General features: G+C 67.0%; 21 protein-coding genes. 12 read left to right on the top strand and 9 right to left on the bottom strand.

The features are described 5' to 3' along the window. The first annotated feature begins 59 nt into the window (after window positions 1-59). Window positions 60-1,586, top strand: a complete 1,527-nt coding sequence (locus NDO75_RS12525) for a stage II sporulation protein M (protein WP_310906666.1) — start codon at window positions 60-62, stop codon at window positions 1,584-1,586. Window positions 1,587-1,610: 24 nt separating this feature from the next. Here the strand turns inward: NDO75_RS12525 and NDO75_RS12520 are convergent, their stop codons facing one another. Then, window positions 1,611-2,987 carry an MFS transporter gene (locus tag NDO75_RS12520; protein WP_310906664.1) on the bottom strand — a complete coding sequence of 459 codons (1,377 nt, stop codon included), beginning with the start codon at window positions 2,985-2,987 and terminating at the stop codon, window positions 1,611-1,613. 204 nt (window positions 2,988-3,191) lie between these two features. Here NDO75_RS12520 and NDO75_RS12515 point away from each other — a divergent pair, with 204 nt between their 5' ends. Further along, window positions 3,192-3,935: a DUF502 domain-containing protein gene (locus NDO75_RS12515; protein ID WP_310906663.1), complete on the top strand. Its 744-nt coding sequence runs from the start codon at window positions 3,192-3,194 to the stop codon at window positions 3,933-3,935. A gap of 369 nt (window positions 3,936-4,304) precedes the next feature. On the opposite strand, the gene NDO75_RS12510 is transcribed toward NDO75_RS12515, so the two are convergent. The 4 genes from NDO75_RS12510 to NDO75_RS12495 all read right to left on the bottom strand — a co-directional run bounded on the left by NDO75_RS12510 (window position 4,305) and on the right by NDO75_RS12495 (window position 7,533). Then, entirely contained in the window at window positions 4,305-5,240 is a 936-nt protein-coding gene (locus NDO75_RS12510; protein ID WP_310906662.1) for a branched-chain amino acid transaminase, read from the bottom strand. Window positions 5,241-5,346: 106 nt separating this feature from the next. After that, window positions 5,347-5,991, bottom strand: a complete 645-nt coding sequence (locus tag NDO75_RS12505; RefSeq protein WP_310906661.1) for a hypothetical protein — start codon at window positions 5,989-5,991, stop codon at window positions 5,347-5,349. A gap of 115 nt (window positions 5,992-6,106) precedes the next feature. After that, on the bottom strand, window positions 6,107-6,829 hold the full coding sequence (gene ribB / locus NDO75_RS12500; RefSeq protein ID WP_310906660.1) for a 3,4-dihydroxy-2-butanone-4-phosphate synthase: 723 nt from the start codon (window positions 6,827-6,829) through the stop codon (window positions 6,107-6,109). Beyond that, a complete protein-coding gene (locus tag NDO75_RS12495) occupies window positions 6,826-7,533 on the bottom strand; it encodes a DUF120 domain-containing protein (protein WP_310906658.1) in 708 nt (235 codons plus the stop codon). Before NDO75_RS12495 ends, ribB begins: the two co-directional genes overlap by 4 nt. A 228-nt stretch (window positions 7,534-7,761) precedes the next feature. Between NDO75_RS12495 and NDO75_RS12490 the strand changes: the two genes are divergently transcribed. The 9 genes from NDO75_RS12490 to NDO75_RS12450 all read left to right on the top strand — a co-directional run bounded on the left by NDO75_RS12490 (window position 7,762) and on the right by NDO75_RS12450 (window position 18,945). Further along, window positions 7,762-8,925, top strand: a complete 1,164-nt coding sequence (locus tag NDO75_RS12490; RefSeq protein WP_310906657.1) for a glycosyltransferase — start codon at window positions 7,762-7,764, stop codon at window positions 8,923-8,925. Further along, the gene (locus NDO75_RS12485) at window positions 8,922-10,169 is read left to right on the top strand and encodes a glycosyltransferase (RefSeq protein ID WP_310906655.1); all 1,248 of its coding nucleotides are present in this window, start codon (window positions 8,922-8,924) and stop codon (window positions 10,167-10,169) included. The genes NDO75_RS12490 and NDO75_RS12485 overlap by 4 nt, the downstream gene beginning before the upstream one ends. Continuing rightward, window positions 10,166-11,251: a glycosyltransferase family 4 protein gene (locus tag NDO75_RS12480; RefSeq protein ID WP_310906653.1), complete on the top strand. Its 1,086-nt coding sequence runs from the start codon at window positions 10,166-10,168 to the stop codon at window positions 11,249-11,251. The genes NDO75_RS12485 and NDO75_RS12480 overlap by 4 nt, the downstream gene beginning before the upstream one ends. Next, a complete protein-coding gene (locus tag NDO75_RS12475) occupies window positions 11,248-12,699 on the top strand; it encodes a sulfatase-like hydrolase/transferase (protein ID WP_310906652.1) in 1,452 nt (483 codons plus the stop codon). The genes NDO75_RS12480 and NDO75_RS12475 overlap by 4 nt, the downstream gene beginning before the upstream one ends. 40 nt (window positions 12,700-12,739) lie before the next feature. Further along, window positions 12,740-13,849: a sulfatase-like hydrolase/transferase gene (locus NDO75_RS12470; RefSeq protein WP_310906650.1), complete on the top strand. Its 1,110-nt coding sequence runs from the start codon at window positions 12,740-12,742 to the stop codon at window positions 13,847-13,849. Continuing rightward, window positions 13,846-14,766, top strand: coding sequence for an alkaline phosphatase family protein (locus NDO75_RS12465; protein WP_310906649.1), 921 nt, complete (start codon window positions 13,846-13,848; stop codon window positions 14,764-14,766). Before NDO75_RS12470 ends, NDO75_RS12465 begins: the two co-directional genes overlap by 4 nt. 185 nt (window positions 14,767-14,951) lie before the next feature. Then, on the top strand, window positions 14,952-15,965 hold the full coding sequence (locus NDO75_RS12460) for a polysaccharide pyruvyl transferase family protein (protein WP_310906648.1): 1,014 nt from the start codon (window positions 14,952-14,954) through the stop codon (window positions 15,963-15,965). Window positions 15,966-16,047: 82 nt separating this feature from the next. Beyond that, window positions 16,048-17,460: a sulfatase-like hydrolase/transferase gene (locus NDO75_RS12455; RefSeq protein ID WP_310906646.1), complete on the top strand. Its 1,413-nt coding sequence runs from the start codon at window positions 16,048-16,050 to the stop codon at window positions 17,458-17,460. 42 nt (window positions 17,461-17,502) lie between these two features. Then, window positions 17,503-18,945 carry an oligosaccharide flippase family protein gene (locus tag NDO75_RS12450; protein ID WP_310906645.1) on the top strand — a complete coding sequence of 481 codons (1,443 nt, stop codon included), beginning with the start codon at window positions 17,503-17,505 and terminating at the stop codon, window positions 18,943-18,945. A gap of 7 nt (window positions 18,946-18,952) precedes the next feature. Here NDO75_RS12450 and NDO75_RS12445 read toward each other — a convergent pair whose 3' ends face one another. From NDO75_RS12445 to twy1, 4 genes are all read right to left on the bottom strand, one after another. Next, window positions 18,953-19,333, bottom strand: a complete 381-nt coding sequence (locus tag NDO75_RS12445; RefSeq protein ID WP_310906643.1) for a PaaI family thioesterase — start codon at window positions 19,331-19,333, stop codon at window positions 18,953-18,955. 118 nt (window positions 19,334-19,451) lie between these two features. Beyond that, complete coding sequence (locus NDO75_RS12440; RefSeq protein WP_310906641.1) at window positions 19,452-20,270, bottom strand: DICT sensory domain-containing protein; 819 nt, start codon at window positions 20,268-20,270, stop codon at window positions 19,452-19,454. A 351-nt stretch (window positions 20,271-20,621) separates the two neighbouring features. Continuing rightward, window positions 20,622-22,733 carry a hypothetical protein gene (locus tag NDO75_RS12435; protein ID WP_310906639.1) on the bottom strand — a complete coding sequence of 704 codons (2,112 nt, stop codon included), beginning with the start codon at window positions 22,731-22,733 and terminating at the stop codon, window positions 20,622-20,624. Between the two features lie 184 nt (window positions 22,734-22,917). Continuing rightward, window positions 22,918-23,937 carry a 4-demethylwyosine synthase TYW1 gene (gene twy1 / locus NDO75_RS12430; RefSeq protein ID WP_310906638.1) on the bottom strand — a complete coding sequence of 340 codons (1,020 nt, stop codon included), beginning with the start codon at window positions 23,935-23,937 and terminating at the stop codon, window positions 22,918-22,920. A gap of 203 nt (window positions 23,938-24,140) precedes the next feature. Here twy1 and NDO75_RS12425 point away from each other — a divergent pair, with 203 nt between their 5' ends. Next, the gene (locus NDO75_RS12425; protein WP_310906637.1) at window positions 24,141-24,383 is read left to right on the top strand and encodes an antitoxin VapB family protein; all 243 of its coding nucleotides are present in this window, start codon (window positions 24,141-24,143) and stop codon (window positions 24,381-24,383) included. The last annotated feature ends 59 nt before the right edge of the window (window positions 24,384-24,442 follow it).

Below are 24,442 nucleotides of genomic sequence, written 5' to 3'. Positions count from 1 at the left end.
GGGTTATCTCACGTTCGTCGAGAGGGTTCATTTAACTGAAAGCCGTTCGAAGGGGCGGTATGGCTCTCTCCGACTACGTCGCCGCCGCCGTTACCGTTCTCCGCCGTCGGCCAGGCGATATCCTCCCGATGTACCTGCTCGGTTCCGCGATCCCCGCGATCGTGCGCGTCGTTCCGTTCTTCGCGATCGCCGTCGCCTACGCGTTTCTTGCAACGACCGGGGGACTCGCGACGATTCGCGCCGATCTCGCCGCGCTGGAACCGCCACCGAGCGCCAACACCGACCCCGAGGCGCTCGAAACGTGGGCCAGCGGCCTCGAGCCGGTCGTCGAACAGTTCGTCGCGCCGCCGCTTCTCGCCCTGGCCGCGGTGGCTGCCATCGTCAGCTTCCTGTTGTTCGTCGGTCTGACGGCGGTCGTCGCCGCGGGACAGCTCGCGACCTGTTACAGCCGCCTGCGCGACAACCGCGGGCTCCTCGCCGGGATCGACGGTGCGCGCCGCTACTGGCTCCGGTTTCTCGGGCTGTTCGTCCTCGAGTTCGTCTGCTGGGCCGTGGTGCTCACAGCCGTCGGGATCGTGACGGCACTGGTCGCCGGCGCCGCCTCGCTCGCGAGCGGTTCGGCCGCAGCGACCCTCCCCGTCGTTCTGCTGGCCGCCGTCGTCGCACTCGTCGTTTTGCTCGCTGTCCGAGCAGTGTTCGCGTTCGCGCCCGTCGCAGTCGTCGTCGACGATGCCGGCGTCTTCGGTTCGCTACGGAACACGCTCGGGTTCGTCCGCGCACGGCCGGGCGGCGCGCTGTTTTACTATCTCGTCGCGCTCGTAACGGTCGTCGCTCTCTCGACCGTCACCGGATTGCTCTCGCTCGTCGACGTTGTCACTGTCGGCTCGCTACTCTCCGCGCTGGTCGTGTTTCCGGCGCTCGATCTGCTGAAGACGGCCGTTTACTGCGGTTACCGGGATCGGCTCGCGCCACCGGAGCCGCCGACGAACACGGTCCGCGAACAACTGCGAGGCGGGCTCCGCCGGGGCTGGGACGACATGCTGTCGTTCGTCCGGTCGACGCCGGGTATCCACGCGCTCGTCGTCGTCCTCGCACTCGTCGGCTTCGGGGCGGGCTGGGCGGCCGCCGATCCCTTCGCAGGGACGTTCCAGGCGTCGATCACGGCCCGTCTCGACGGGTGGCTGCCGCCGGCGATGGCGGCCAACCTGTTCGGTAACAACTGGCTGGTCGCGCTGACGACGGCCTACGCCGGCGTGGCGTTCGCGATCCCGGCGATCGTCTCGTTGCTGTTCAACGGTGTCTTTCTGGGGATCTACGCCCGCCTCGAGGTCGATCCGCTCGAACTCGCGGCCTTCGTCGTTCCTCACGGAATCTTCGAGATCCCGGCGATCCTCGTCGCCAGCGCACTCGGCATCTCCGTGGGCGGTACCGCCTGGCGAACGTGGCGCGGCAGTGCGGTCCGGACCGACCTCGCCGACGCACTCGAGCGGACGTTCTGGGTGCTGGTCGGGCTCGGAATCGTGCTCGCGATTGCGGCGGTCATCGAAGGGTTCGTCAGCCCGTACTACTACCAACTGTTCCTCTAACGGCCGCCCCTCGCTCGCGAGCCGCTACCGATACGCCTCGAACTCCTGGCCGAACAGCAGGAAATAGGCCGTTCCGAGCAGCCCGATCGCCGTCGCGATGCCGAACGCGACCGTCGGATCGCCCGCGAACGCCTGCGCACCGGTCAGCGGATTCGAGAACCCACCCCACAGCAGCCCCCCGAGGGCCGCGCTCGGGATGACGATCACGTTCCGGAGGAGATAGTACGCACCGGTCACGCGACCGCCAGCGCCGCGCTCGGCCGGGCCGACGATCAGCGCCTTGTGAGCGGGCAGCCCCGCGAACCGAAGTCCGGAGAAGGCGAAGAGAACCGCGAGGACGGTCGGATCCGCGGGCGCGTTGATCAGCAGAATCGGGAAGATCGCGTAGACCGCGAATCCGAGCCCAACGACGGGTTTGAGTCCGACGCGTTCGGCGGCTTTGGCGACCGGCACCATGGTCAAGAGGGCGACCACCATCTCGATTCCCAGCAGGATGCCGAAGTACGACTGCGGGGAGAGCGCGACCGTCCCCACGGCCGGCAGCGACAGCGTGAGACCGACCTCGAGGAACCGAGTCACGACGATCACGAAGAAGACGTACACCATGCCGTTTGCGAACCTCACCAGGGTATCGCCCACCAGCAGCGGCCGGAGTTCGTCGGGCATCGCCCGCAGATCGGCGAGTAACTGGGGGACCCCCTCGAACTGCTTCCCGATGTCGTCCTCGTCGGCTCTGTAGAGGACGTGCTGGGCGACCGTTCCGAGAACGCCGAAGACGACGGCGACGAGCAAGATCACCTGGAAGGCGGTGACGATCTCGCCACTGCTCGAGCCGAACGGGTAGAACAGTGCGGCGGCGAACAGCGGCCCCACGAGAAAGGCGGTGCGACGGAACGTCTCGGTGCTCGCGAAGCCGGCGGCCAGGTGCGATGGAGAGACCGACTGCTTGACGATGGCGAACGTCGCCCCGAGCCCGAACGATTTCCAGGCCTGGGCCAGCAGCAGGCCGACGAAGATCGCGACGATCGACAGCGACACCGATCCGATCGAGACGCCCGCAAGCGCGGGAGCGACGAGCCAGACGCCGAAGCCGAGCGTCGAACAGAGCCCGAAGGCAGTTAGGGCGTACCGCGAGCCGATCCAGTCGGAAATCGCGCCGCCCGGATACGGATAGACCGCGCTGACGACGTTGCCGACCGTCCCGAACAGACCGATGACGAACACCGACGCGCCCAGCGCCGACATGTACTCTGCCATGTATCGGCTGGTCATCTGGAAGCCGAGGCTGAACGCGAACATCGCCGCCGAGAGGACGAGCACGTCCCGCTCGAGCGCGAAGAACTGCCGGAAGGCGTCCAGCGGATCGGCTTCCTCGTCGGCCGGTTCCTGCTCGAGGCTCATACGTATCGGTGCTCACCGAACGGGCTTGAAATTTGGTTCGCCGGTCGTTTGCACGCTGAGTGTAGCTGGCGCTTGACTGACTGCACACTGTCCACGTTCGCCGCCACGAGTACCGTCACCGAATACCGCACTAATCGCCGGCCCGTCCGCCGACGGATACGACAAAGGGAAGGGCTCATTAGCCAGTAGTGTGAGGTGATGGACATGGCTTCGTGGAAGCGGGATTTCGCGAGCGGGCTCATCGTCCTCGGCCCCATCCTCATCACGCTCTACGCGATCTACTGGCTCTACGGACTTGTCTCCGGGCTGACGCCCGGTCTCATTCTCGATTCGGCGGCGCTCGAGCCCCTCATCCCCGGCACGAGCGCGCAGGCCGAGCAGACACGCCAGCAAGTCGCCCAGTTCCTCCGCGTGATCGTCGCGTTGACCGTTTTCATCATTCTCACCTTTTCCGTCGGCTACCTCATGCGAACCACGGTCGGCAGCCTCGTCGAACGGCTCGTCGACAACATCGCGAACCGCGTCCCGGTGATCCGCGTCGTCTACAACGCCTCGAAGATGGCCGCCGAGACCGCCTTCGGCGAGCAGGAATCCCTCCAGAAACCCGTCAAGATCGAGACCTGGGAGGGGCTTCGAATGACGGCGTTCAAGACCGGCAAAGTGACCAGCGACGGCCGCGAGGTGCTTTTCCTGCCGACCTCGCCGAACATCACGACCGGCTACGTCGTCGAAGTCGAACCCGACGAGATTACCGAACTCGAGGAAGACGTCGAGGACGCGCTGACTCGCGTTCTGAGCGCCGGCTTCGGCGACGCCAACAAACGCGGCATGGACGCCGGCATCTCCATCGACGTCATCGACGAGGCTCGAACTGACCGCTCCGACGGGGACGGGTCGACGGACCGGGACGACCGACCAGATCAGGTCGAGCGGGCGGACGACGACTAACGAAATTTTGCGCTGCGGGCCGCGAAGCGGCCCTCGGCAAAATTTCGATCAAAAGCGCTCCTCCTTCCGCTCGCTCGTCCTTTCAGTCCTCGCTCACATCAGTCGTCGGCCCGCTCGCTCGGCCGGTCTCACGGCCTTCGGCCGTTCGACTCATCGCGGCGCTACGCGCCGCGTATGGCCTCGCTCGCGGCGAGTTACGGGCGATCGCCTGCCCTCCCCCGAGTCACGCGCCTCTCGCGGTGCTCGAGGCGCGCTCCCGGCCACGTAAATCACTCTAGAGGACGAACCGCCTAGAAAACGAACGATTCGCGTCAGCGTTCAGTCGCTATCTCGAGACCGATTAGATGCGTTTGGACCGAGCAGTCGCCCTCAGACGTCGACGTACTCGAACCACTCGTCGTATTCTGCGGGGGCTTCCTCGACGATTTCGAAGAACTGCTGCTGGATTTCCTCGGTGACGGGGCCGCGAGAGCCGTCGCCGATGACGACGTTGTCGACCTTCCGGATGGGCGTGACTTCGGCCGCGGAGCCGGTGAAGAACAGCTCGTCGGCCGTGTTGAGTTCGCCTCGCGAGATGGAGACGTTGTCGTGGACGGTGTAGCCCAGTTCCTCCGCGATCTGGATCACGGAATCGCGAGTGATGCCGTCGAGGATCGATTCCGAGAGCCCGGGCGTGTAGAGTTCGTCGTCGCGAACGAGGAAGATGTTCTCGCCGGGGCCTTCCGCGACGTTGCCCTCCTTGTTGAGGACGATCGCTTCGGCGTAGCCGTTCCGGCGGGCTTCCTCGCCGGCGAGCATGCTGTTGACGTAGAGCCCGGTCGTCTTGGCGTTGGTCGGGATCTGACTCGAGGCGTGTTTCCGCCACGAGGAGATCATCACGTCGATGCCGTTCTCGAGGGCCTCTTCGCCGAGGTAGGCGCCCCACGGCCAGACGGCGACCGCGGTTCGAGTCGGGCAGTCCTTGGGGCTGACGCCCAGCGAGTTGTAGCCGTAGAAGGCGATCGGTCGCACGTAACAGGAGGGGAGTTCCTGTCGCGTAATGAGCTCTTTCGTCGCCTCGGTGAGCTCGTCTTTCGTGTACTCGATGTCCATCTCGTACGGCTTCGCGGACTGGAACAGGCGCTCTAAGTGCTCCTCCCAGCGGAAGAGCGCGGGGCCCGAGTCGGTGTCGTAACAGCGCGCGCCCTCGAAGACGCCGCTGCCGTAGTGGAGTCCGTGCGTCAGAACGTGGACCTGCGCGTCGTCCCAGTCGACGAACTCGCCGTCCATCCAGATCGTGTCGACGTCCATCTCGTCGAATCCCATTGTCGAGTGTGTTGCAAGCCCCCGTACTAAGTATTCGCGGTTCCCCGTCGAGCATCGGTGCGAGCGTCCGTCAGACCCGTCCTCGAACGGTCCATCGGTCAAGAACTCACCCGTCCGCGGCGGTTTCGGCGCTGTCGCATCCGCCCGCGAGCGGACAGCCGTCGCAGTCGGGATCGCGAGGGGTACAGACGGCGGCCGCGAAGTCCAGCATCGCGTGCTGGAAGTCGCTGCTCCGCCTCGGCGGAACGAGCCCGTCCGCGCGGGCCGCGACCTCGCTCGAGTCGGGTTCGAGGCCGACGAACCGAGCGACCAACCGCCGAACGTTGGTGTCCACCGCCGCGATACCGTCGCCGAACGCGTGTATCTGCACCGAGCGCGCGGTGTACTCCCCGACGCCGTGAAGGGCCAGAAGCTCGGAGCGCCGTCGCGGCACGGTCCCGGAGTGGCGAGCGAGCAGCCGTCCCGAGCAGCGTTCGAGAAACGCGGCGCGCTTCGAGAGCCCGAGCGGTGCGATCCGCTCCTCGAGTTCGTCCGACCGCGCGGCGACGACGGCCTCGGGCGTCGGGTGCCGCGCGACGAAGGGCGCGTACGCACCGGCCACCGCGCTCGCGGTCGTCCGCTGAAGCAGGATCTCGGCGATCAGTATCTCGAAGGCGGACCGCCCCGGCTCGCGCCAGGGGAGGCGGTGCCGACCGCGGTTCTCGTACCACTCGAGCAGCGGATCGACGAACGATCGCCGATTCGGCGACACGAGACGGTCTGCCGCGGTATCCGATAAAAGCGTGCGGACCGGAGCCCCGAACGACGGACGGCGAGTTCGACCGACGAAGGGTCGATCGCTCGGCGATTCGGCGAGACGCGGACCGTTACGCGAGCCGCTCGAGCACGTCGCGCCCCTCGAGATACGCGAACCCGTGGCGGTCGGCGTAGGCGCGGGCGTCGGCGGGAGTGAGCGCCTCGCCGGTCTCGTCGTCGAGCATCTCACAGACGACGACGGCGGGCGTGAGGTCGGCCGCGTCGGCGAGCGCGAGGCCGAGTTCGGTGTGGCCCTCGCGCTGGGCGAGCAGGTCGGGCGCGGCCTTGAGCAGGTGAACGTGGCCGGGGACCCGGAACTCGTCGGCGAAGTCGGTCCCGTCTGGAGCGGCGGCGGCCTCCCCCAGTGCGCGGATGGTCGTCGAGCGGTCCTCGTCGGTGATCCCCGTGTAGGTGTCGCGGTGGTTGACCGTCAGCGAGAACGACGACCGGTCGTCGTAGCCGAGTTCGTGGTCGGCCGTCGCGGGGTGGTCGACGACCTCCGAGTAGAACGGGAGGTCGAACGCCTCCGCGATATCGTGGCCGAGCGCCACACAGACCAGCCCGCCCGCGTCGTTGCGCAGTCGGGCGACGGCCTCGGGTGTGACGGCGTCGGCGTGGTAGATCAGGTCCGTCTCGCCCTCGCGGTCGGCCGCGTCGTGGACGAGGATCGGCTCGCCCGCGCGCAGCGACTCGAGCGCGCGGTCGAACGCGTTCGCCGACGCGTTCGGACTCGAGCCCGAGCCGGCCGTCCCGCCGTCGGCGTTCGACTGCGGCCCGGCGTGGTGGCCCGTCATTCGCGATCACCCACGGAGACGGTGAGGTGATCTCCGTCCTCGAGGTCGAGTTCCTCGCGGAGCTTGTCGGGGGCGATGACCTCGAGCTGGTCGTCGTCGTGGTGGGTGCGCTCGGGGGCGATGGTGTGTGCGCCCTCGTAGACCTCGCCGTCGGCGGTCTCGATCGTCGCGGCGTAGCAGACCGCGGGACCGTAGGTCCGCTCGTCGGTCTCCCAGCCGTCGATCGGGACCGGCTCGAGCGAGGCCATGGCGCTGCGCCGACGGACGCTGTCCTCGCGGAGATCGACGTTCAGCGTACCGGGGAACGGCTCGTAGCCCAGTCGTTCCTCGAACTGGCGCTGGTAGCCCGACAGGGAGATGTAGTGTTTGCCCTCGCCCATCCCGCTGGTGACGGTGCCCTCGAGTTCGATCGTCGAGTCCGTCTCGAAGATGCGCCGGTAGTCCTCGTACTCGGCGTGGAGTGCGCGCTCGCCCTTGTCGGTGACCGCCACCCACTGGCCGTCGCTGACGGTATCGCGCTCGAGCAGGTCGGCGCTCTCGAGGCGCTGTAGCCGTCGCGAGGCGGTCTGGTTCGACGCGTCGAGGCGGTCGGCGAGGTGAGAACAGGAGATCTTGACGTCGCCCTCGAGCCCGCCCTCGAGCGCGAGGAGCTTGAGCACGGCGAGTTCGTCGTGCCCGACGGCAGACTCGGCTATCACTGACATGTGTGGAGATATAGCGCGCCTCCGTAAAAGCATACCGAATATGGCATGCGTAACAAAACTGTGATGGTGTTGTCGAGCGTTTATCGCGTATTCGGCAATTCCGAGCGGGAGGCAAAAAGACACCGGTCCGACGGACCGGTCGGGAGTCACAGACAGGTACTTTGCATACCTTTCCATCGCAAGCCATCGGACTTTGATCCGATCCGTTGAGCGTTCGGGCGTACTTGCATGAAGCGTCTCGTCGAGGCCCTGTTCGGGTTAGTTGCACTGACGGGCCTCCCGTATCTGATCTACCTCGGGGTGTACTACCTCCGACGGCCGTCCGGCACGCCCGCCGACACGTGGCCGGACGAGCCCTCGGTGAGCGTCGTCCTCCCGACGTACAACGAGAGCTCGATAGTCGAATCGAAACTCGAGGAACTGACTGAACTCGACTATCCGATGGAAAAGGTCGAGATCGTCGTCGTCGACTCGAGCGACGACGGGACGGCCGATCTGGTCGAGACCTTCTTCGCGGGCCGGCCGGAACCGGAACTGACGCTCATCCGCGAGGACGAACGGCGGGGGCTCGCGACCGCGCTGAACGAGGCCTACGCCGCCGCCGACAACGAGGTCGTGGTCAAGACCGACTGTGACTCGCGGCTCGCACCCGACGCCGTTCGGAAGGCGGTCGCGAACCTCGCCGATCCCAACGTGTCCGGGGTGACCGGCCGCAACGCGGAGGTCATCGGCGACAGCGAGGTCGAGCGGGGCTACCGCGACCTCCAGACGATGATCCAGATCCTCGAGTCCCACATCGACTCGACGCTGATCTTCCACGGCCCGTTCTCGGCGTTCGAGCGCGACGCGATCGTCCCGATCGACGAGGATTCGATCGCCGACGACACCGAACTCGCGCTCAAGATCCGGCGCAACGGCGGCCGCGTGATCTTCGACCCGGACATCCACTACAAGGAGGCCGCCCACTCGGCGTTCGGCAAGCGCCGCGAGCAGAAAGACCGGCGCGCGATGGGACTGCTACGGCTGCTGTGGCGACAGCGCGACGCGCTCGGTAGTCACGGGGCTTACGGCCGCGTCGTCCTCCCCTTCAACTGGTGGTTCATGATCGTCTCGCCGTGGCTGGTCGCGACCGGCGTCGCGCTGGCGACGCTCGGGTCGCTGGCCGTGCTGGGGCCGTTCGGCCTGGCGACGCCGGCCGGCGTCCTCGCCTTCACGGCGCTCGGCTCGCGTGACATGCTCGGACCGCTCCAGCCGCTCTACTCGCTGTTCGACACGCAGATCTCGCTGTTCCGTGCCAGCGTCTCGCTGCTCCGCGCCCGCGCCGAGGGCGACGAGGAAACCCACGACGGCACCTGGTCGCCCGACCGGGAGCTCCGGGAGGTGTTACAGTGACCGACGTCGCGATCCTCCACGACCGCTTCCCCGGCATCGGCGGCGGCGAGGAGTTCGCCATCGAGGCCGCCCGGGTCCTCGACGCGCCGATCTACACCACCTACGTCGCCGAGGGGACCGAGATCCCCGACGACGTGCACGTCTTCCCCTTCAAACAGGAGAAGTACACCTCGCTGCCGTGGCGGCCCTTCCTCGAGTGGAAAAACGAGGGGATGAACCCGCTCGAGACGCTCAACGTGGCGCTGGACATGACCGCCGCGCACCCGGATCTGGCCCACTACGACGTGGTCTTGGAGAGCGCGCCGCTGTCGAAGTACTACGTCCCCGAGGTCGATCAGCGGATCGTCCACTACCCCCACAGCCCGCCGCGATGGCTCTACGACCTCTATCGCGATCGGCTCTCCTCGTTTCGGAAGCCGTTCGTCGAGGCCGGCGTCAAGGCCTACGCGAAGGGGTGGCGGGCGCTGGACAAGGAGGCCAACGACTACGTCGATCAGTTCGTCGCGAACAGCGAACTCGTCCGCGACCGGATTCGGCGGTTCTACGATCGGGACGCGACGATCGTCTACCCGCCGGTCACCGGCGACTGGCGCAACGAGGGCGACGACGGCTACTTCGTCACCTGGTCGCGGCTCGCCCCCGAGAAGCGGATCGACCTGATCGCGAAGGCCTTCGCGGGCCTCGACGAACGGCTCGTGATCGCCGGCGACGGGCAACAGCGCGAGCAGCTCGAGCAGTTCGCCGCCCGCTACGACAATATCGAGGTGCGAGGCTACGTCGAGGATATCGAGTCGCTCGTCGCGCGGGCCACCGCGGTCGTCTACGCGCCCAAGCAGGAGGACTTCGGCCTCGTCGGCGCGGAAACCATGATGGCCGGCAAACCCCTGCTCGGCGTCGACGAGGGGTTCACCCGGTATCAGGTCCAGGGCGGCCGGACGGGGCTGCTCTTCGAGCCGACCATCGAATCGATCCGGGACACGGTGCGGCGGTTCGACCCCGCCGACTTCGACCCGGTCGAGATCCGGCAGGCCGCCAGACGTTACGAGTACGACCGCTTCGCGGAGAACCTCCGCGCGGTCGTCGCGGAGACGGCGGCCGCCGACGTCGGCGCGTCGGAACCCGCGCCAGCGACGGAACCGGAGCCGTCGTCGCGCTCGACGGCGGAATCGGACCGCGCAGACGAGGGCCGACGCGCCGAGCGGCGGCGCGAAGACGAGCGCGCCGAGGGGGTGGCCGATCGGTGACGGCGCGCACGACTGCTCACGGCGAGAGCGGCGACTCGAGTCCTCGGACGGGCGTCGCCTCCTCACAGCTCCGGGAACCGGGCGATCGGTGTCTCCTCTACCAGAACAGCGACGCACACCCCGCACACCGGGTGTTCGCCGACGCCATCGGCGCCGATCGGCGCCACTTCGAGACCGGACGACCGCCCGAATCCGGCGGGAACACCGAGCGAATCGCCGATCGGCTCCGAACCGCCGGGACCCTCCCGGCGTACGACACCGTCATCGCAGAGGGGAGCGCGCCGCTCCAGACCGGGCTCGCGTACAAACTGCGACACCCGGGAACGACCCTCGTCTACCTCGCCGCCGACGAGACCTTCTACACCCTGTCCGAGCGACCGACGCGCTACCTCTGGCGCGGGCTGCGCCCCCTCTCGAATCGGCTGCTGGACGGCGTGATCGCCGTCGGCAGGGACGCCTACCGCTGGGGGCGGCCGTACCTCGGCGACGTCCCGGTCGCGTACGTCAGGCCGCCGATCGGCGACGCGAAGTACGAACGGCTCGCGTCGCTCTCGCCGAACTCGCCGCAAGATCCGTTCACGATCCTCTCGGCAGGCGAGGCCAAACCCGCGAACGGCTACGATCGACTGGCTCGAGCGGTCGATGGATTCGCCGACGCGGTCGACAGCGACGTTCGGCTGGTGATACTCGGTGAAGGACATGGCGAGCGGGCGTACGCGGATCGCCCGCACGTCGTCACGCCCGGGTTCGTCGACCTGGATACGTTCGCCGCCTGGTTCGAGCGCGCGAGCGTCTACGTCCAGTCGTCCCGCGGCGACGCCTTCCCCGTCGCCGCGCTCGAGGCGATCCTCTCGGGGACGCCGACGGTGGTCACCGAGGCGACCGGCGTCCGGGAACTCCTCCCCGCTCGACAGGTCGTCCCGCCGACTGAACGGGGGCTGCTCGAGGGACTACGGGACGTCTTCGAGCGGTCGCCGGCGGAACGGGAGGCCGCCGCGAGCGACCAGCGAGACCTCGTCTCCGATCTGACCGAATCGAATCAGGGCAACCGCTTCGGCGCCGCGCTGGAGGCACTCGCATGACCGGGACGGACCGTCCGAATATCGTCGTCCTCTGTCTGGACACCGTCAGGAAGGACGTCTACGACCGGTACGCGACCCGGCTCCGGGAGCGGGCCGCCGTCCGCTTCGAAGGGATGCGTGCGCTCGGCGGCTGGAGCGTCCCGAGCCACGCCGGGATGCTGACCGGCTCGGTCCCCTCTGAGACGGGCGTTCACGCCCACCAGCGGCGGTTCGACCCGATCGACGTCGGAGACACGTGGATCGCGCCCCTCGCGCGGCGGGGGTACGAGTCGGTCTGCGTCACGTCGAACATCTACGCCAGCCCCGTCTTCGGGTTCGACCGGTTCTTCGATCGGACGATCCCCATCTCGCCGAGTCGCAGGCTGCCCGCGGGGATGGACGTCCAACAGCACATCTCCGAACGGTCGACCGACGGCGTGGAGGCCTACGCCGATTTCGTGCGCGAGGCGCTCGCCCACGACCACCCGCTGCGCTCGCTGGCGAACGGCGTCCTCCTCAAGCTCGACGACGTGAGTCGGAAGCTGCCGATCGAGAAGCCGACCGACTTCGGGGGTCGGGCGATCGCTCGGACGCTCGAGCGCGAGGTCACCGAACCCGACGGACCGGTGGTCGCCTTCGCCAACCTCATGGACGCCCACGGGCCCCACACCGCGTTTCGCGGGCTGGACGACTCGATCCACGGCGTCTCGGCCGACTTCCACTCGAGTTCCTTCCGCGATTCGGACGTCAACGTCGCGGACGGCCTCGGCGAGTACGAATCCGACGTCGAGCGCGTCCGTCGACTCTACGCCGCGACGGTCGACTACCTCGATCGGGTCGTCGACGACCTCCTGTCCGCGCTGGCGGCCGGCGACGACCGCGAGTCGATCCTGCTCGTGACGGCCGACCACGGCGAGAACCTCGGCTACGAGTCCGACGGCTACCTCATGAACCACATGAGCAGCCTCTCGGAGGGGTTGTTGCACGTGCCGTTCGACGTCGTCCCCACGAGCGGCCGCGCCCTCGAACTCGCCGACGACACCGTCCGTCCCGTCGACGTGAACGGGCTCAGTTCCCACGCCGACCTCGGCGAGGTGGTCCGATCGCTCGCGAGCGACGACCCGTTCGATCCGTTCGCCCTCGAGCGCGAGCGCGCCCGCGCAGAAATCGTCGGCTCCGGGTCCGGCATCCCGGAGGGCGGAGACGAATCGTACTGGGATCGGAGCCAGCGGGTCGTCTACGAGGACGAGCGGAAGTACTACCGCGATCGGCTCGGCACCGAGGCGGTGTACGACGTCTCCGGACCGCCGTCGAAGCAGGTCGAACTGCCCGATGAGACGGTGCCGAACGGGCTCTTCGAGTCGGTGTTCGGCGACTGGGTTTCCGACCACGGGCGCGACGGACGGGCCCACGCCGAGGAGGTCGACGCGGCGAGTCGCGCCCGACTGGAGGATCTGGGATACCTGTGAGCACGAACTCGATTCGAACGATGAACACGGATACGAACCCATGACGGACACCACCCTGCTAGTCACGGTCGATTCCCTCAGGACCGATCACGTCCAGTACATGCCGCGAACCCTGGAATTCCTGGACGACACTCACGACGCCGCGTTCGCCACGAGCACCGCGACGCCCGGCAGCTTTCCGGCGATTATCGGCGGAGAGTACCCGGCCGGGAGCGGCCTCGAGCCGACGGCGAGCGTCGCCCACGGGTTCGACGCCCACTCCGTCGGGATCACGACGAACCACCTGCTCTCCCAGGAGTACGACTACGCGACCGGCTTCGACTCGTTCACGTCGCCGAAGGGGGGCGGTGAGTCGCTGAAGGACAAGGGCGCGATCTTCCTCGAGCGCGGCTCGCTCCCGTACAAGGTCGCCAGCTGGGGGTACAACCGGTACCAGCAGTTGCGGAGCTACGTCGAGGAGACTGAGAAGTCGTTCCGCCCCGCGGACGACGTCATCGGCCAGTTTCTCGGCGAGGTCTCCGGCCGCGACGAGTGGTTCGGCTGGCTCCACTTCATGGAACCCCACCACCCGTACGACCCCGACGGCGCGGACGTCGACCGGGCGACGGCACAGCGGGTCACCCGCCGCGTCCTCTCGGATCGCGGCTCCGAGGAGGACGAGGCCCTCGTCCGGGACCTCTACCGGCGGGAGGTCGCCGAACTCGACGCGGCCCTCGAGTCCCTCTGGGACGCGATCCCCGACGGGACGCGCGTCGTCTTCTGCGGCGACCACGGCGAACTGCTCGGCGAGGACGGGCTGTGGGGCCACCCCGGCGAGATGCGCCCCGAACTGCTGAACGTCCCGTTCGGCACGCGGAACGCCCCGGACGTCGGCGAGGTCGTCTCGCTGATCGACGTCCCGACGGTCCTGACCGGCGCCGAACACCGCCAGGGGACGCTCGATCGCGAGATCGCGTTCGCCGCCTACGGGGACCGAAAAGCCGCGATGACCGCCGAACGCATCGCGACGGAAGCCGGCACGTATCGTCTCGACGACGGCGAGCGGGTGGAAGATCCCGCCCTCGAGCGGGAACGCGAGCGGTTCGATCCCGCCTACGTCGTCAAGGAAGACGCGCTGCAGGAAGATCTGGAGGATCTTGGATACGCATGACGGTCGTCGTACTGGCGCTCGACGCGCTCGACGCGGGATTGATCGATCACTTCGATCTCGACGCCTACCGCCTCGAGTCGGGCGGCGAGATCGAGACGTTCGCGAACACCCAGAACGTCCCGTACACGCCGGAAGTCTGGGCGACCGTCGCGACCGGGCTCGAGCCAGCCGAGCACGGGATCACCGGCGGCGGAACGAGCGAGTGGGAGAATCCCGCCCTCAACCTCGCGTCGACGGTCACGGGCCACCTCGACGAGTCGACGCGGGGGACGCTGGGCAAACTCGTTCGGTCGCGGACCGGCACGCGCGAGCAAATCGGCGAGACGGACCGCGAGTCGATGTTCGACGCCGACGACGCGGTCGTCCACAACTGGCCGGGCGTCCACGACGGACAGCCCCTCCAGCGAGCGTGGGACCTGATGAACGCCGTCGCGGAGGGGATGCCCCGCAGCGAGTTCGAGCGGGAACTGTTCGGACTCTGCGCCCAGCAGTTCGGCTGGGCGCGAGAGATGCTCGAACACCCGGTCTCGATCGCCGGCGTCCACGTCCACACGCTGGACGCGGCCGGCCACGCCTACGCCGACGACGAGGATGCGTTGGGTCGCGCCTACGAACGCGTCGGCGAGTTCGTCGAGGAAGTCGTCGACGCCCTCGGCGAGGACGACGACCTCCTCGTCGTCAGCGACCACGGCATGCGAACCGAGTTCTACCCCCCCGACGCGGGCGAGAAGCCGGCGAGTCACTCTTGGCGCGCGTACGCGAGTTCCACGGACGACACCCATCCGGAGTCGGTCTACGACGTGCGACGGTGGGTGGAGGAACGAGCGGCGGCGGCGGCGGGCCCTGCCAGCACCGGCGTCGACGAGGACATCGACATGCCGACCGATCGGTTGCGGGAACTCGGCTACCTCGACTGACGCTATCCGCCTTGGCTGACACGACGCACCTCGACTGACACTATCCTCCCCCGGTGTGTTACCGGCGCCCTCCCTCGATCTCGGACCGTGCGGATCGGGTTCGAACCGACCGACCGTGGCTAAGCGAACGTTCACGAGGCGTAGCCCCTCCATAATTATCACCGAGTCCGGTGGAGGGGACCGCAATGCAAATCCTGCTTCTGCGAACGTGGACGACGAACATCGGAAACGGATTCATCGACTACGGGGCGAGGGCGATGCTCGAGCGGGCGTTTCCTGACGCGGAGATCGTCGAGACCGGCGGCTATCCCAACCACGCGGCGGACACCGCAGCGCTGTGGGGCGGCACCCGGAAGCTCGCCCGGATGACGGGGTACGGCAAGTCCGACTACGAGTCGCCGACCCACCGCATTCGGCAGAATACGATGAACGTCAGCGAGCTGATCGACGCCGACCTGGCCGTCCTGCCGGGCTGCGTGCTCTCCCGGCCGACGTTCCGGAAGTACTTCGACACGCTCCGGAAGCTCAGGGAGCGAGATATTCCGATCGTCATCATCGGCGGGGGCGGCGAGGAGTACGACGAGGCCGAGCGGAAGGACGTCGAGGCCGTCTTCGACGCGCTCGACATCGAGGTCCTGCTCACGCGAGATCGGACCGCCTACGAGGAGTACGGCGACCTCGTCGAGTACCTGTACGACGGCATCGACTGTTCGCTGTTCCTCGGCGACAGCCACCAGCCGCCGGAGGCGAACCGCGAGTTCGACGTCCACACGTTCGACAAGGGCGAGGAGCCCGATATCGACGGCGCGTCGTCGACGATCATCCGGCCCGATCACGCCCCCTTCGACGAACCGTACCATTTCCCGGTCGGCGAGCGAGCGCGGGAACTGGTCGGCCTCGAGACGCCGCTGTTCGAGGACGAGAACGTCTTCGTCTCCGATCTGGTGACCGACTACCTCTTCCTCTACGCCAACGCGGACGTCGTGCGGTCCGACCGGATCCACGCCTGCCTCCCCGCGCTGACCTACGGCAACCGGGCCCAGTTCTACTTCGACACCCCGCGAGCGAACCTGTTCGACCGGGTGCCGATCGACGGCGACGTCACGAGCGAACCGGTCCGGTTCGACATGGACGAACTCGAGCGCGAGAAGGACGCGCAGGTCGAGGCCCTCGAGGAGGGGGTCGGGACGGTCCTGTGAGCGGAGCTGCGACGGGAACTCGACGGCCGCCGGCTGCCGGTTCCATTGCCGGGAGTAGGTTCTTTACCGGCGGTATGGTACGATGAGCGAAACCGCGATCATGGGAGACGATCCATCCATCGCCCTCGTCGTGCTCGATACACTTCGAGCCGACTCGTTCGACGAGCACTTCGACTGGTTGCCGGGCGTGCAGTTCACGAACGCGTGGAGCACGACCCACTGGACGGCCCCCGCCCACGCTTCGCTGTTCACCGGCCGCTACGCGGTCGAAGCCGGCGTGACGATCAAGTCCCAGGACTTCGACCGGCAGACGACTCGCCTCCCCGAACTGCTACGGGACGAGGGGTATCGAACGCGGGCGTTCAGCTGCAACGTCAACATCTCGGAACAGTTGGGCTGGCACCACGGGTTCGACGAGTTCGGCGGGAGCTGGCGACTCCGCGGCCTCGGCGAGGACGTCTTCGACTGGGACGAGTTCATCGCCGAACACCGGTCCGACGGCCCCGAGCGCTACCTCCGGGCGCTCTGGCGCTGCGTCGACGGCGACTGCGATACGACCCAGTCGCTGAAGCAGGGTGCCCTTATGAAGCTCCGCGATATGGGGCTCAAGGGGCGCCACCCCGACGACGGCGCGGCGGAGTTCCTCGAGTACGTTCGGGACCAGTCGTGGAGCCGGGATCGGGAATTCCTCTTCGCAAACCTCATGGAGGCGCACCTCCCGTACGACCCGCCCGACGAGTATCGGACCCACCCGGACGAGGAGTCGCCCCATTTCGACAGCGTGAAGGCCACACTTGGGGAGCCGTCGGCCGATCCGGACCGGATCAGGACCGCGTACGACGACGCCGTCCGGTACCTGTCGGACATCTACCGCGACATCTACGGCGAACTCGCGGCGGAGTTCGACTACGTCGTGACGCTCGCCGACCACGGCGAGGCGCTCGGGGAGTACGGCGCGTGGCAACACGGCGGCGGGCTCCACCCGCCAGTGACGCGGATTCCCCTCGTCGTCTCCGCTCCCGGGCCGAACGCCGACGACCGATCCCCTCGCGCGGACGGCGCGGAGCGACCGACGCGGGACGCCCTCGTGAACCTGCTGGACGTCTACGCGACGGTGCTCGACCTCGCCGGCATCGAGTCGGACCACCGTCGCGGGAAGTCGTTCCGCCCGCTGCTCTCGAGCGATCCGCTCGCGTCGGAGCCGCGATCGAGCGCGCTGCTGGAGTTCCACGGCGTCTCGAAGCGGCGGGCGCTCGCGCTCCAGGAGGACGGCTACGACGTCGGACCCGTCGATCGCGAACGACACGGCATCGCGACGGCCGACTGTTACTACTTCGAGGGCCTCTCCGGGACCGAACTGCTCGGCGACTGCGACCCGGCGGCCCTCGAGTCCGAACTCGAGGGGCTGCTCGCCGACCTCGAGACGCGGGACGGCCTCGCCGAGGCGGATCTGTCCGGTCTGGAATCACAGCTCGAGGATCTGGGATACCTGTGACGGTGGTATCGCTTTCAGCTGTGAGCGCTGGTACCCTGTTCCATGAGTGACGCGACCTCGGTCAGCCTCGGCGGCGAGACCGTCAAGGCGACGGCCGCGAAGTTCGCCATGGCCGCGATCGGGTTCCTCGGGACGATCGTCTTCGCGCGGGTGCTCGGCCCGTCCGGGTTCGGCGGCTACTACCTCCTCTTCTCGCTGGTGAAGATCGCGGATCGGGCGGTCAACGGGTGGGGAACGGCGGTCAAAAAACGGTTCTCGGAGCCCGACGCCCCGACGGGCGAACTGGTCGGCAGCCAGGCGCTGTTCACGCTGGTCTGGATGGGGCTAGCCGTCGCAGTCGCGCTCGTCACGTCGCGCTGGCTCGTCTCCTACACGGGTCTCGCCGAGGCGCCGGTGCTGTTCGTCGTTCTGCTGCTCGCCGTCACGCTCTTCGAGCCGCTCGATCTGATAGTGCAGGCGCGGGGCCGCGTCGGCGCCTCGATGTGGACCGACACGCTCCGGTCGCTGCTGACCTTCCCGCTCCAGTTGGGGCTGATCTTGCTCGGCCTCGGCGCCGCCGGCATGGCCTACGGGCTGGCCGGCGCGACCTTCCTGACGGTGCCGATCCTCGCGTACTACGTCCGGGCGCGGCCGGTCGCTCCGTCACGGGAGACGGTCGCGAACCTCTGGTCGTACGCCAAGTACAGCATTCCGAACTCGTTTCTCGGCCAGGCCTACGATCGGTTCGACATCATCCTGCTGGGCTACCTGCTGGCGCCCGCCGCCGCGGGCCACTACGAGGTCGCGCTCAAGCTCACGGTCCCGGCGACGTTCGTCACGATGGCCGCCTCGAGCGGCCTGATGGCTCGGGTGAGCCACCAGCATAGCGAGGGGGAGGAACTCGAGGCCGACGTCTCGAACACGCTGGCGTTTACGAGCATCATCGCGATCCCGATGTTCTTCGGGGCCGTGGCGATGCCCGAACAACTCGTCGTAACGTTCTTCGGCCCAGACTACGCCGAGGCCGCATTGCTCCTCGTCGGCCTCGCGCTGTACCAGATCGCGAAGACCCAGGCCGGCGTGCTCACGAGCGTGCTCTACGGGATCGATCGGCCCGACATCAACACGCGGATCTCGGCCGTGACGCTGGCGATCAACGTCGTCCTTGGCGTCGCACTGACGCTGTCCTACGGTGCGATCGGGGTCGTCGCCGCCACGGTCGTCGCGGAAACGCTTCGCTATTGCCTCTCCGCGATCGTCATCAAGCGGGAGCTCTCGGCGGTCGTCTTGCTCCCCCGGACGCTGGCCGAACAACTCGTCGCCGGTCTCGTGATGTTCGCCGTGATCGTTCCCGTCGAAGGCGCCGTCGCCGTCGAGCAGTGGTATCACCTCCTCGCGATCGTCGCGCTGGGCGCGGCCGTCTACGGCCTCACGCTGACGGCGATCAGCCGCAAGCTCCGGGTGACGATCGAGGGCGTCGTTCGGAGTTCGCGACTCGAGCTATAGCGAGCCGTCAGGGGGAAAACACCGAGAACGTGCCGGTCGCTCGCGCGACTGTCTCCCCGTCGTGGGAGATGTCCGACTCGAGATACGCGACGGACCCGCCCTTCCGCAGGACGTTCGTGTCGCAGGTCACGCGACCGGTCCGGACCGGCTCCAGATAGTTGATCTTGATCTCGATCGTCGCGCACTGCTCGTCCTCTTCTAGCATCGCCGCGAGCGCCGCTCCCATCCCGGTGTCAGCCATCGTGTACAGGACGCCCCCGTGCAGGACCCCGTTCGGGTTCAGCAGTTCGTCAGCCGTTTCGATCACCCCGCGGCTGTATCCCGGGTCGACGTCGACGAACTCCAGGTCGATCAGATCGGAAAACACCGATGGTCTCTCGGCCGTCATCCGTTCGACTCTCGAGTTACACCCACTTGAAACCGCACGGGAGCGGCCGTCGCGTCCCGTCTGTGGACGCAGCCGCCGGCACCGACCGCGCCCGCCCGCTCGCCACAGCGCACCCAGCTCACAGCTCGCGCGCTACGTAGGACTCGATCCGCGTGACGCGCTGGGGATCGGTCGTCCAGAAGCCGTGCCAGATCCGCGGCTCGGTCTCGAGGCAGACGAGCGCACAGCCCTCGGCGTCGGCCGGCGCGCGGTCGTCGGGCTCGAAGACGACGAACCAGCCGTCCCGGTACGCCGCGTCGGTTCCGGTGTGTTCGGTCACGTCGAGATCGGTCGTCGCGCCATCGCCACCGGATTCGGCCCCGTAGACGTGAACGTCGACGTCCGTGTCGGCGAGCGCGTCGTAGGTCTCGTACGTGCCGATCTCGTCGTCGATGCGCGATAGGTCCTGAAAGGCGCTGTGGAGCGTGCCGCTGCCCGCCGCCCAGGCCCGCTGTTCGATGTGTCGGGAGACGAGGATCAACAGCAGCTTCTCCTTGTGCGCGAGCGGGTAGCCGCGCAGGCGCAGCCGCGTCCCCTCGAGTCCAGCCAGCACGTCGGGGAACTCGATCTCGCCGACGCCGCGGGCCCCGGTGACGAACAGATCGGAGTTGATCGCCAGCAGCGAGTCGTACAGCTTCAGCATCGGCGAGGCCGCAACGGGCTCGCCGTCCTCGAGCAGGACGGCCGTGTCGCCGTCGGCCGCGAGCGCGTCGGCGACGGCGGGCGGCGCGTCGGTGTCGCCGTCCAGCGTCACGTCGGCCTCGACGGCGATCGGCTGGTCTTCGAACGTCTCGGCGAGCATCTCCTCGAGCGGCCCGGAGCCGGACGCGTCCTCGCTGACGACCGCGATCGTCTGCGTCGGGGGACCGGCGTCGTCGATGAACGATCGAAGGGTCACTTGCGCACGTTCTCGGGACGCGGACGTAAGTGTTCTCGCCGCTGGCAGGCGACGGCGAGCGGTCCGACGACCGCAGTCGGCGACGTCTGTTTACTCCTCGCCGATATGACGGCACGAAACCCGGTGACGGACTCCGCCACGGACACCTCATCTGTCCGCTCAGCGCTGGTGACCGTCGGCGACGGTCAGACACTGTTTTCCGGTTCTCGGTTCGAGCCTGCCGTGACGGCTGCCCTCGATGGTCTCGACGTCACCGATTATACTGACTGTGGTCGCAATCGACGAACCCGGTCCGTGGAGAGTCGTGTCGACGTACTGCGGTCGACGACACCTCGCACGCTCGGATGTCTCTTACGCTCGCTCGCTGTCCTCCGCACCCGGGCGCAACGGTCCGAAGGCCTCCAGTGGAAGGAGAACGAGGAGCGTTACGTACATCGGGTTTAGCAGTTCGGGGCCGATCGAGAGGCCAGTGATGGTCCCCAAGCCGAGCGTCCGAAGGAATAGACCACCGGCCAGAAGCAGGCCGATAAGGCGGAGCACGTACCGAGCGACATCGAAGGGCACCGACCCGTACTCGCCCCGCACGGCCGCTGTTTCTCGGACGCCGTTCCGACTGGTCTCATCACCGACGATCAGCAGCAGTAATCCCAGTCCGAGAAATCCACCCGGCTGATCGAGCGCCGACATCCCGAGTCCCAGCACCGCCAGTCCCATGGCAGCGGCCACGAGACCGATTACGGTCCGTATCGACGGCGTGAGACGTTTATGAACGTACTCGCCGGGATCGGTCGCTCCAAGCCGGCGCACACCGAGGACTGTGGCAGCCAAGCCGATAGCAACCAACTGCTCCGGGTTGGAGATGTGAACGTTGTTCGAACCGAGTCCCGCGACGAGCGCCGACATGCCGACGGCGAGAACCAGCAGAGCGACCGCGAATCCGGTTCGGGCCCACCGTGTGACCGTTCGTACGCGTCGAGAGAGGCGGTCGCGGCGCAACGTAAACGTCACTGCCTCGAGGGCGACGACGGTGACGGCGGCGATATAGAAGGGATCCCACCGCCACCACTTGACAGCGATGGAGTTGCCCAATTCGATGCTCGGAGCGACGCTCCGATAGAGCGTCGCAGCACCGGTGAGGAGCGCCACACCGATCAGAACGCTCCAGAACGCCTCCGGAATCCGCTCTCGCCGCCACAGAGATCCCCTACTTCGGTGTAGCCATCGGCCAATCTCTGCGTTTCCCCAGACGAATAGCACGACGAACGCCAGCCCCACCGTCGCGAAGTCGAACGCTGAGAGCCACCACGGAAGCACCCACTGCGCAGTGCTGTAGAGGTTCTCAAATAGGTGTGCGGGGTACGATACGATACCTGACCGATCCGTCGGTGCCGATGCGCTCTGGAACTCGTCTCGAAACTCGACCATCGACGGCCCCTGCGGCTCGTCCCCGAGGTGGATCCGCTCGATGTCGTATAGGTACTTCGGCACCTGTACGCGCCAGACGATGTCGCGCGACGGCGTCACCTCCATCGCGTACCCGCTATCTACGAGAATCGTGTTTCCGTTTGGCAGCCGGTCGGCGTCACGCGGCCACGACAGCCCTGTCGCGAACTCCCAAACCATCGTCCACTCCTCACCGGTCCGTCGATACTCGACGATCCGGTCGTTCTCGCTGTCGGCGACGAGGACGGTCGGTGGGCTCGACTCGAGCAACACTGGATTGTGCTGTTCGTAGAGAACGTCGTAGTTGTCTTCTTCTCCGAGCGTCCACTCGACTTCCTTCGTCGAACGATTGATGAGTAACACGCGGTCGAAGTTCCGTGGACTGATGAGAAACGCCGATCCGTTGTGTACGCTATCGACGTCGTTGATGTGAGAGAAGTCACCGCTGTAATCTGATGGAGCGCCCCCGCCGACGTCCGGCGGGAACCGTTCGGTCAGATCGTACACCCACTCGTTTCGATCGCTAGTTCGGTTGTACACGACGACTCGGTGTTCCCTCCCGTCGGTGTAGACGTACGTTCCGTTGCCCAGATAGTCGATGTCGTGCGTTCCTTCGGCCACCTCGAAGCGATCGTACACCTCGTCAGTCCGCCAATTATGGACGACGGCGTACGTCGTTCCGTTCGAAACAGTGCCCGTATAGAGCAACGTCGAATCGTTCAGCGGGTCTACGTCGAAGTACGACGTGTACGTGGTCGTCTCCCAAACCGCCCGCTTGGTCTCCGTCTCCAGAACGACGAGACGCGAGTCGCCACCGGCGGCTACTCTGTCACCCTGTGCCGCGACGACCGTCAGATTCTCTGCGATCTCACCAGTGGCTACGTCGTCGCTCACCGACTGTGGTCGCGGACCGTGAAACGCGGCGCTCATCCCGGTCGGCAAGAGCAGGACGACGACGATGAAGAAGACGGTAGCCCGTCCACGCGTCCCTCGCTCGGAGACCGTGGTACCGAGAGTCATGCGTGGCTACATTCCGAACACACGTATAAAGACATCGCCGCCTCGAACGGAACCGAAAAGTAATCTGGTGTTGGTCCGCCCGTTCCGGCCAATCTCCTCGAGCGGCAGCCGATACGAAGCCCGCGCAAGAGCCCTACCGTGATCGACGCGAACGGGACGCCGCGACCGAGCCTGATGGGGCCATCTACGTGCCTGTGACGGGATCGCGTTCCCAGAACTCGCTGTCCTTCTTCAATTTCGGGACCCACGTATCTGCCGTTTTGGAGAGCAAGGCGACGCGGGAGGCCGGCACGCCCTTGACCTCGGAGAACGCGGGCATGTGTTCGGCCACCGACTCCGCGAAGTCGACGACGTCCTCGTGGTCGGGCATCGCCGAGCGGTCGAGTCGGCCCTGCGAGTGACCGACGTGCATGTACGCCTTCAGCTCGATGAAGTCGGGATCGGCCTGCTGGTAGAAGCCGGCGTACCAGTCGGGGTGGTGCATGTTCTCTCCGTCGACGAGCGTCGTCCGGAGCACGGTGCGAGTCTCGTCTTTCTCCGCGAGGACGGCCATCGTCTCGAGCAGCTTCTCCCAGGCGTCGTCCTCCATCGCGCCGACGACCTGATCGAAGGTGTGGCGCTCGGGGGCGTCGACGCTGACGTACAGTTGCGTGGGATCGCACTCCCGCAGGACCTCGGGACGGGTGCCGTTGGAAACGAGGAAGGTGGTGATATCGCGGTCGTGGAAGGCCTCGATGAGTTCCGGCAGGTAGGGGTAGAGCGTCGGTTCGCCGTCCAGCGAGATGGCGACGTGGCGGGGCTCCATCGCCTGATCGAACACCTCGCGGGGGACCTCGTCGTTGCCGCCGAAGCCCGACAGCAGCTTCTTCTGGAGGTCGATCGACGCGTCGACGACGGCCTCGGGATCGTCCCACTCGACGTCGTCCATCTCGTAGGCGTGGCCGTTGTGATCCCGCCAGCAGAAGACGCAGCGCTCGTTACACCGGACGACCGGCGTCATCTGAATGCAGCGATGGGACTCGATGCCGTAGAAGATGTTCTTGTAACACTTCCCCTCGCCGCGCAAGGCGTTGGCCGTCCAGCCGCAGGTCTGGGCGGCCGTGTGGTTCTCGCTGTGGTAGTCCGGGCTCGAGACCTGTGCCGGCCTGCCGTCGCCGTCAGCGGCGTTCGCGCCGTCGCCCCCGGAGTTCGCGGAGTCGCTCATGATGCCGGGGTTGGGCGGGCGCGGGCAAAAGCCGTGTGGTGTCTCGGCCTGCAACAGGGGCGGCCGACGCAGTTCTCGACGATGCATGCGAACGAGGATTCCCGACCGTCATCCGGTCGGAGACGGTCTACCGATCAGTGAACGCCCGCTCGAGGCCCCGGCGAACGTTTATTGTACCCGAACGTACGTTTACGTGTACACGTATGGCGACGAAGACGGTAACGATCACGGAAGAAGCGTACGAGCGCCTGAAAGCGCACAAACGCGACGACGAGAGCTTCACGGAGACGGTCCTCCGACTGACCGAGGCGGACCAGGACGTGATGCGGGGGTTCGGCATGTTCGCTGACGACGAGGGGTTCGCCGAGACCGCGGGCCGCACGCGAGACGATCTCGAGGACGCCTTTGCGGAGCGGCGGAAGCGCCGTGACCGAAATCAGTCGTGATCGCACTGGATTCGTCGTTTCTGATCGACTACTTAAACAGCGAGAGAATCCCGCCGTTT

This window comes from Natrinema sp. 1APR25-10V2 (genome assembly GCF_031626495.1).
Classification (GTDB): domain Archaea; phylum Halobacteriota; class Halobacteria; order Halobacteriales; family Natrialbaceae; genus Natrinema.
This window is presented reverse-complemented; position numbering and strand designations above follow the sequence as displayed.

What these genes read in the sequence shown, in the direction of transcription:
- NDO75_RS12525 (WP_310906666.1), top strand. Translation starts at nt 60, where the DNA reads ATGGCTCTCTCCGACTACGTCGCCGCCGCCGTTACCGTTCTCCGCCGT.
- NDO75_RS12520 (WP_310906664.1), bottom strand. Translation starts at nt 2,987, where the DNA reads ATGAGCCTCGAGCAGGAACCGGCCGACGAGGAAGCCGATCCGCTGGAC.
- NDO75_RS12515 (WP_310906663.1), top strand. Translation starts at nt 3,192, where the DNA reads ATGGCTTCGTGGAAGCGGGATTTCGCGAGCGGGCTCATCGTCCTCGGC.
- NDO75_RS12510 (WP_310906662.1), bottom strand. Translation starts at nt 5,240, where the DNA reads ATGGGATTCGACGAGATGGACGTCGACACGATCTGGATGGACGGCGAG.
- ribB (WP_310906660.1), bottom strand. Translation starts at nt 6,829, where the DNA reads ATGACGGGCCACCACGCCGGGCCGCAGTCGAACGCCGACGGCGGGACG.
- NDO75_RS12495 (WP_310906658.1), bottom strand. Translation starts at nt 7,533, where the DNA reads ATGTCAGTGATAGCCGAGTCTGCCGTCGGGCACGACGAACTCGCCGTG.
- NDO75_RS12490 (WP_310906657.1), top strand. Translation starts at nt 7,762, where the DNA reads ATGAAGCGTCTCGTCGAGGCCCTGTTCGGGTTAGTTGCACTGACGGGC.
- NDO75_RS12475 (WP_310906652.1), top strand. Translation starts at nt 11,248, where the DNA reads ATGACCGGGACGGACCGTCCGAATATCGTCGTCCTCTGTCTGGACACC.
- NDO75_RS12470 (WP_310906650.1), top strand. Translation starts at nt 12,740, where the DNA reads ATGACGGACACCACCCTGCTAGTCACGGTCGATTCCCTCAGGACCGAT.
- NDO75_RS12465 (WP_310906649.1), top strand. Translation starts at nt 13,846, where the DNA reads ATGACGGTCGTCGTACTGGCGCTCGACGCGCTCGACGCGGGATTGATC.
- NDO75_RS12460 (WP_310906648.1), top strand. Translation starts at nt 14,952, where the DNA reads ATGCAAATCCTGCTTCTGCGAACGTGGACGACGAACATCGGAAACGGA.
- NDO75_RS12455 (WP_310906646.1), top strand. Translation starts at nt 16,048, where the DNA reads ATGAGCGAAACCGCGATCATGGGAGACGATCCATCCATCGCCCTCGTC.
- NDO75_RS12450 (WP_310906645.1), top strand. Translation starts at nt 17,503, where the DNA reads ATGAGTGACGCGACCTCGGTCAGCCTCGGCGGCGAGACCGTCAAGGCG.
- NDO75_RS12445 (WP_310906643.1), bottom strand. Translation starts at nt 19,333, where the DNA reads ATGACGGCCGAGAGACCATCGGTGTTTTCCGATCTGATCGACCTGGAG.
- NDO75_RS12435 (WP_310906639.1), bottom strand. Translation starts at nt 22,733, where the DNA reads ATGACTCTCGGTACCACGGTCTCCGAGCGAGGGACGCGTGGACGGGCT.
- twy1 (WP_310906638.1), bottom strand. Translation starts at nt 23,937, where the DNA reads ATGAGCGACTCCGCGAACTCCGGGGGCGACGGCGCGAACGCCGCTGAC.
- NDO75_RS12425 (WP_310906637.1), top strand. Translation starts at nt 24,141, where the DNA reads ATGGCGACGAAGACGGTAACGATCACGGAAGAAGCGTACGAGCGCCTG.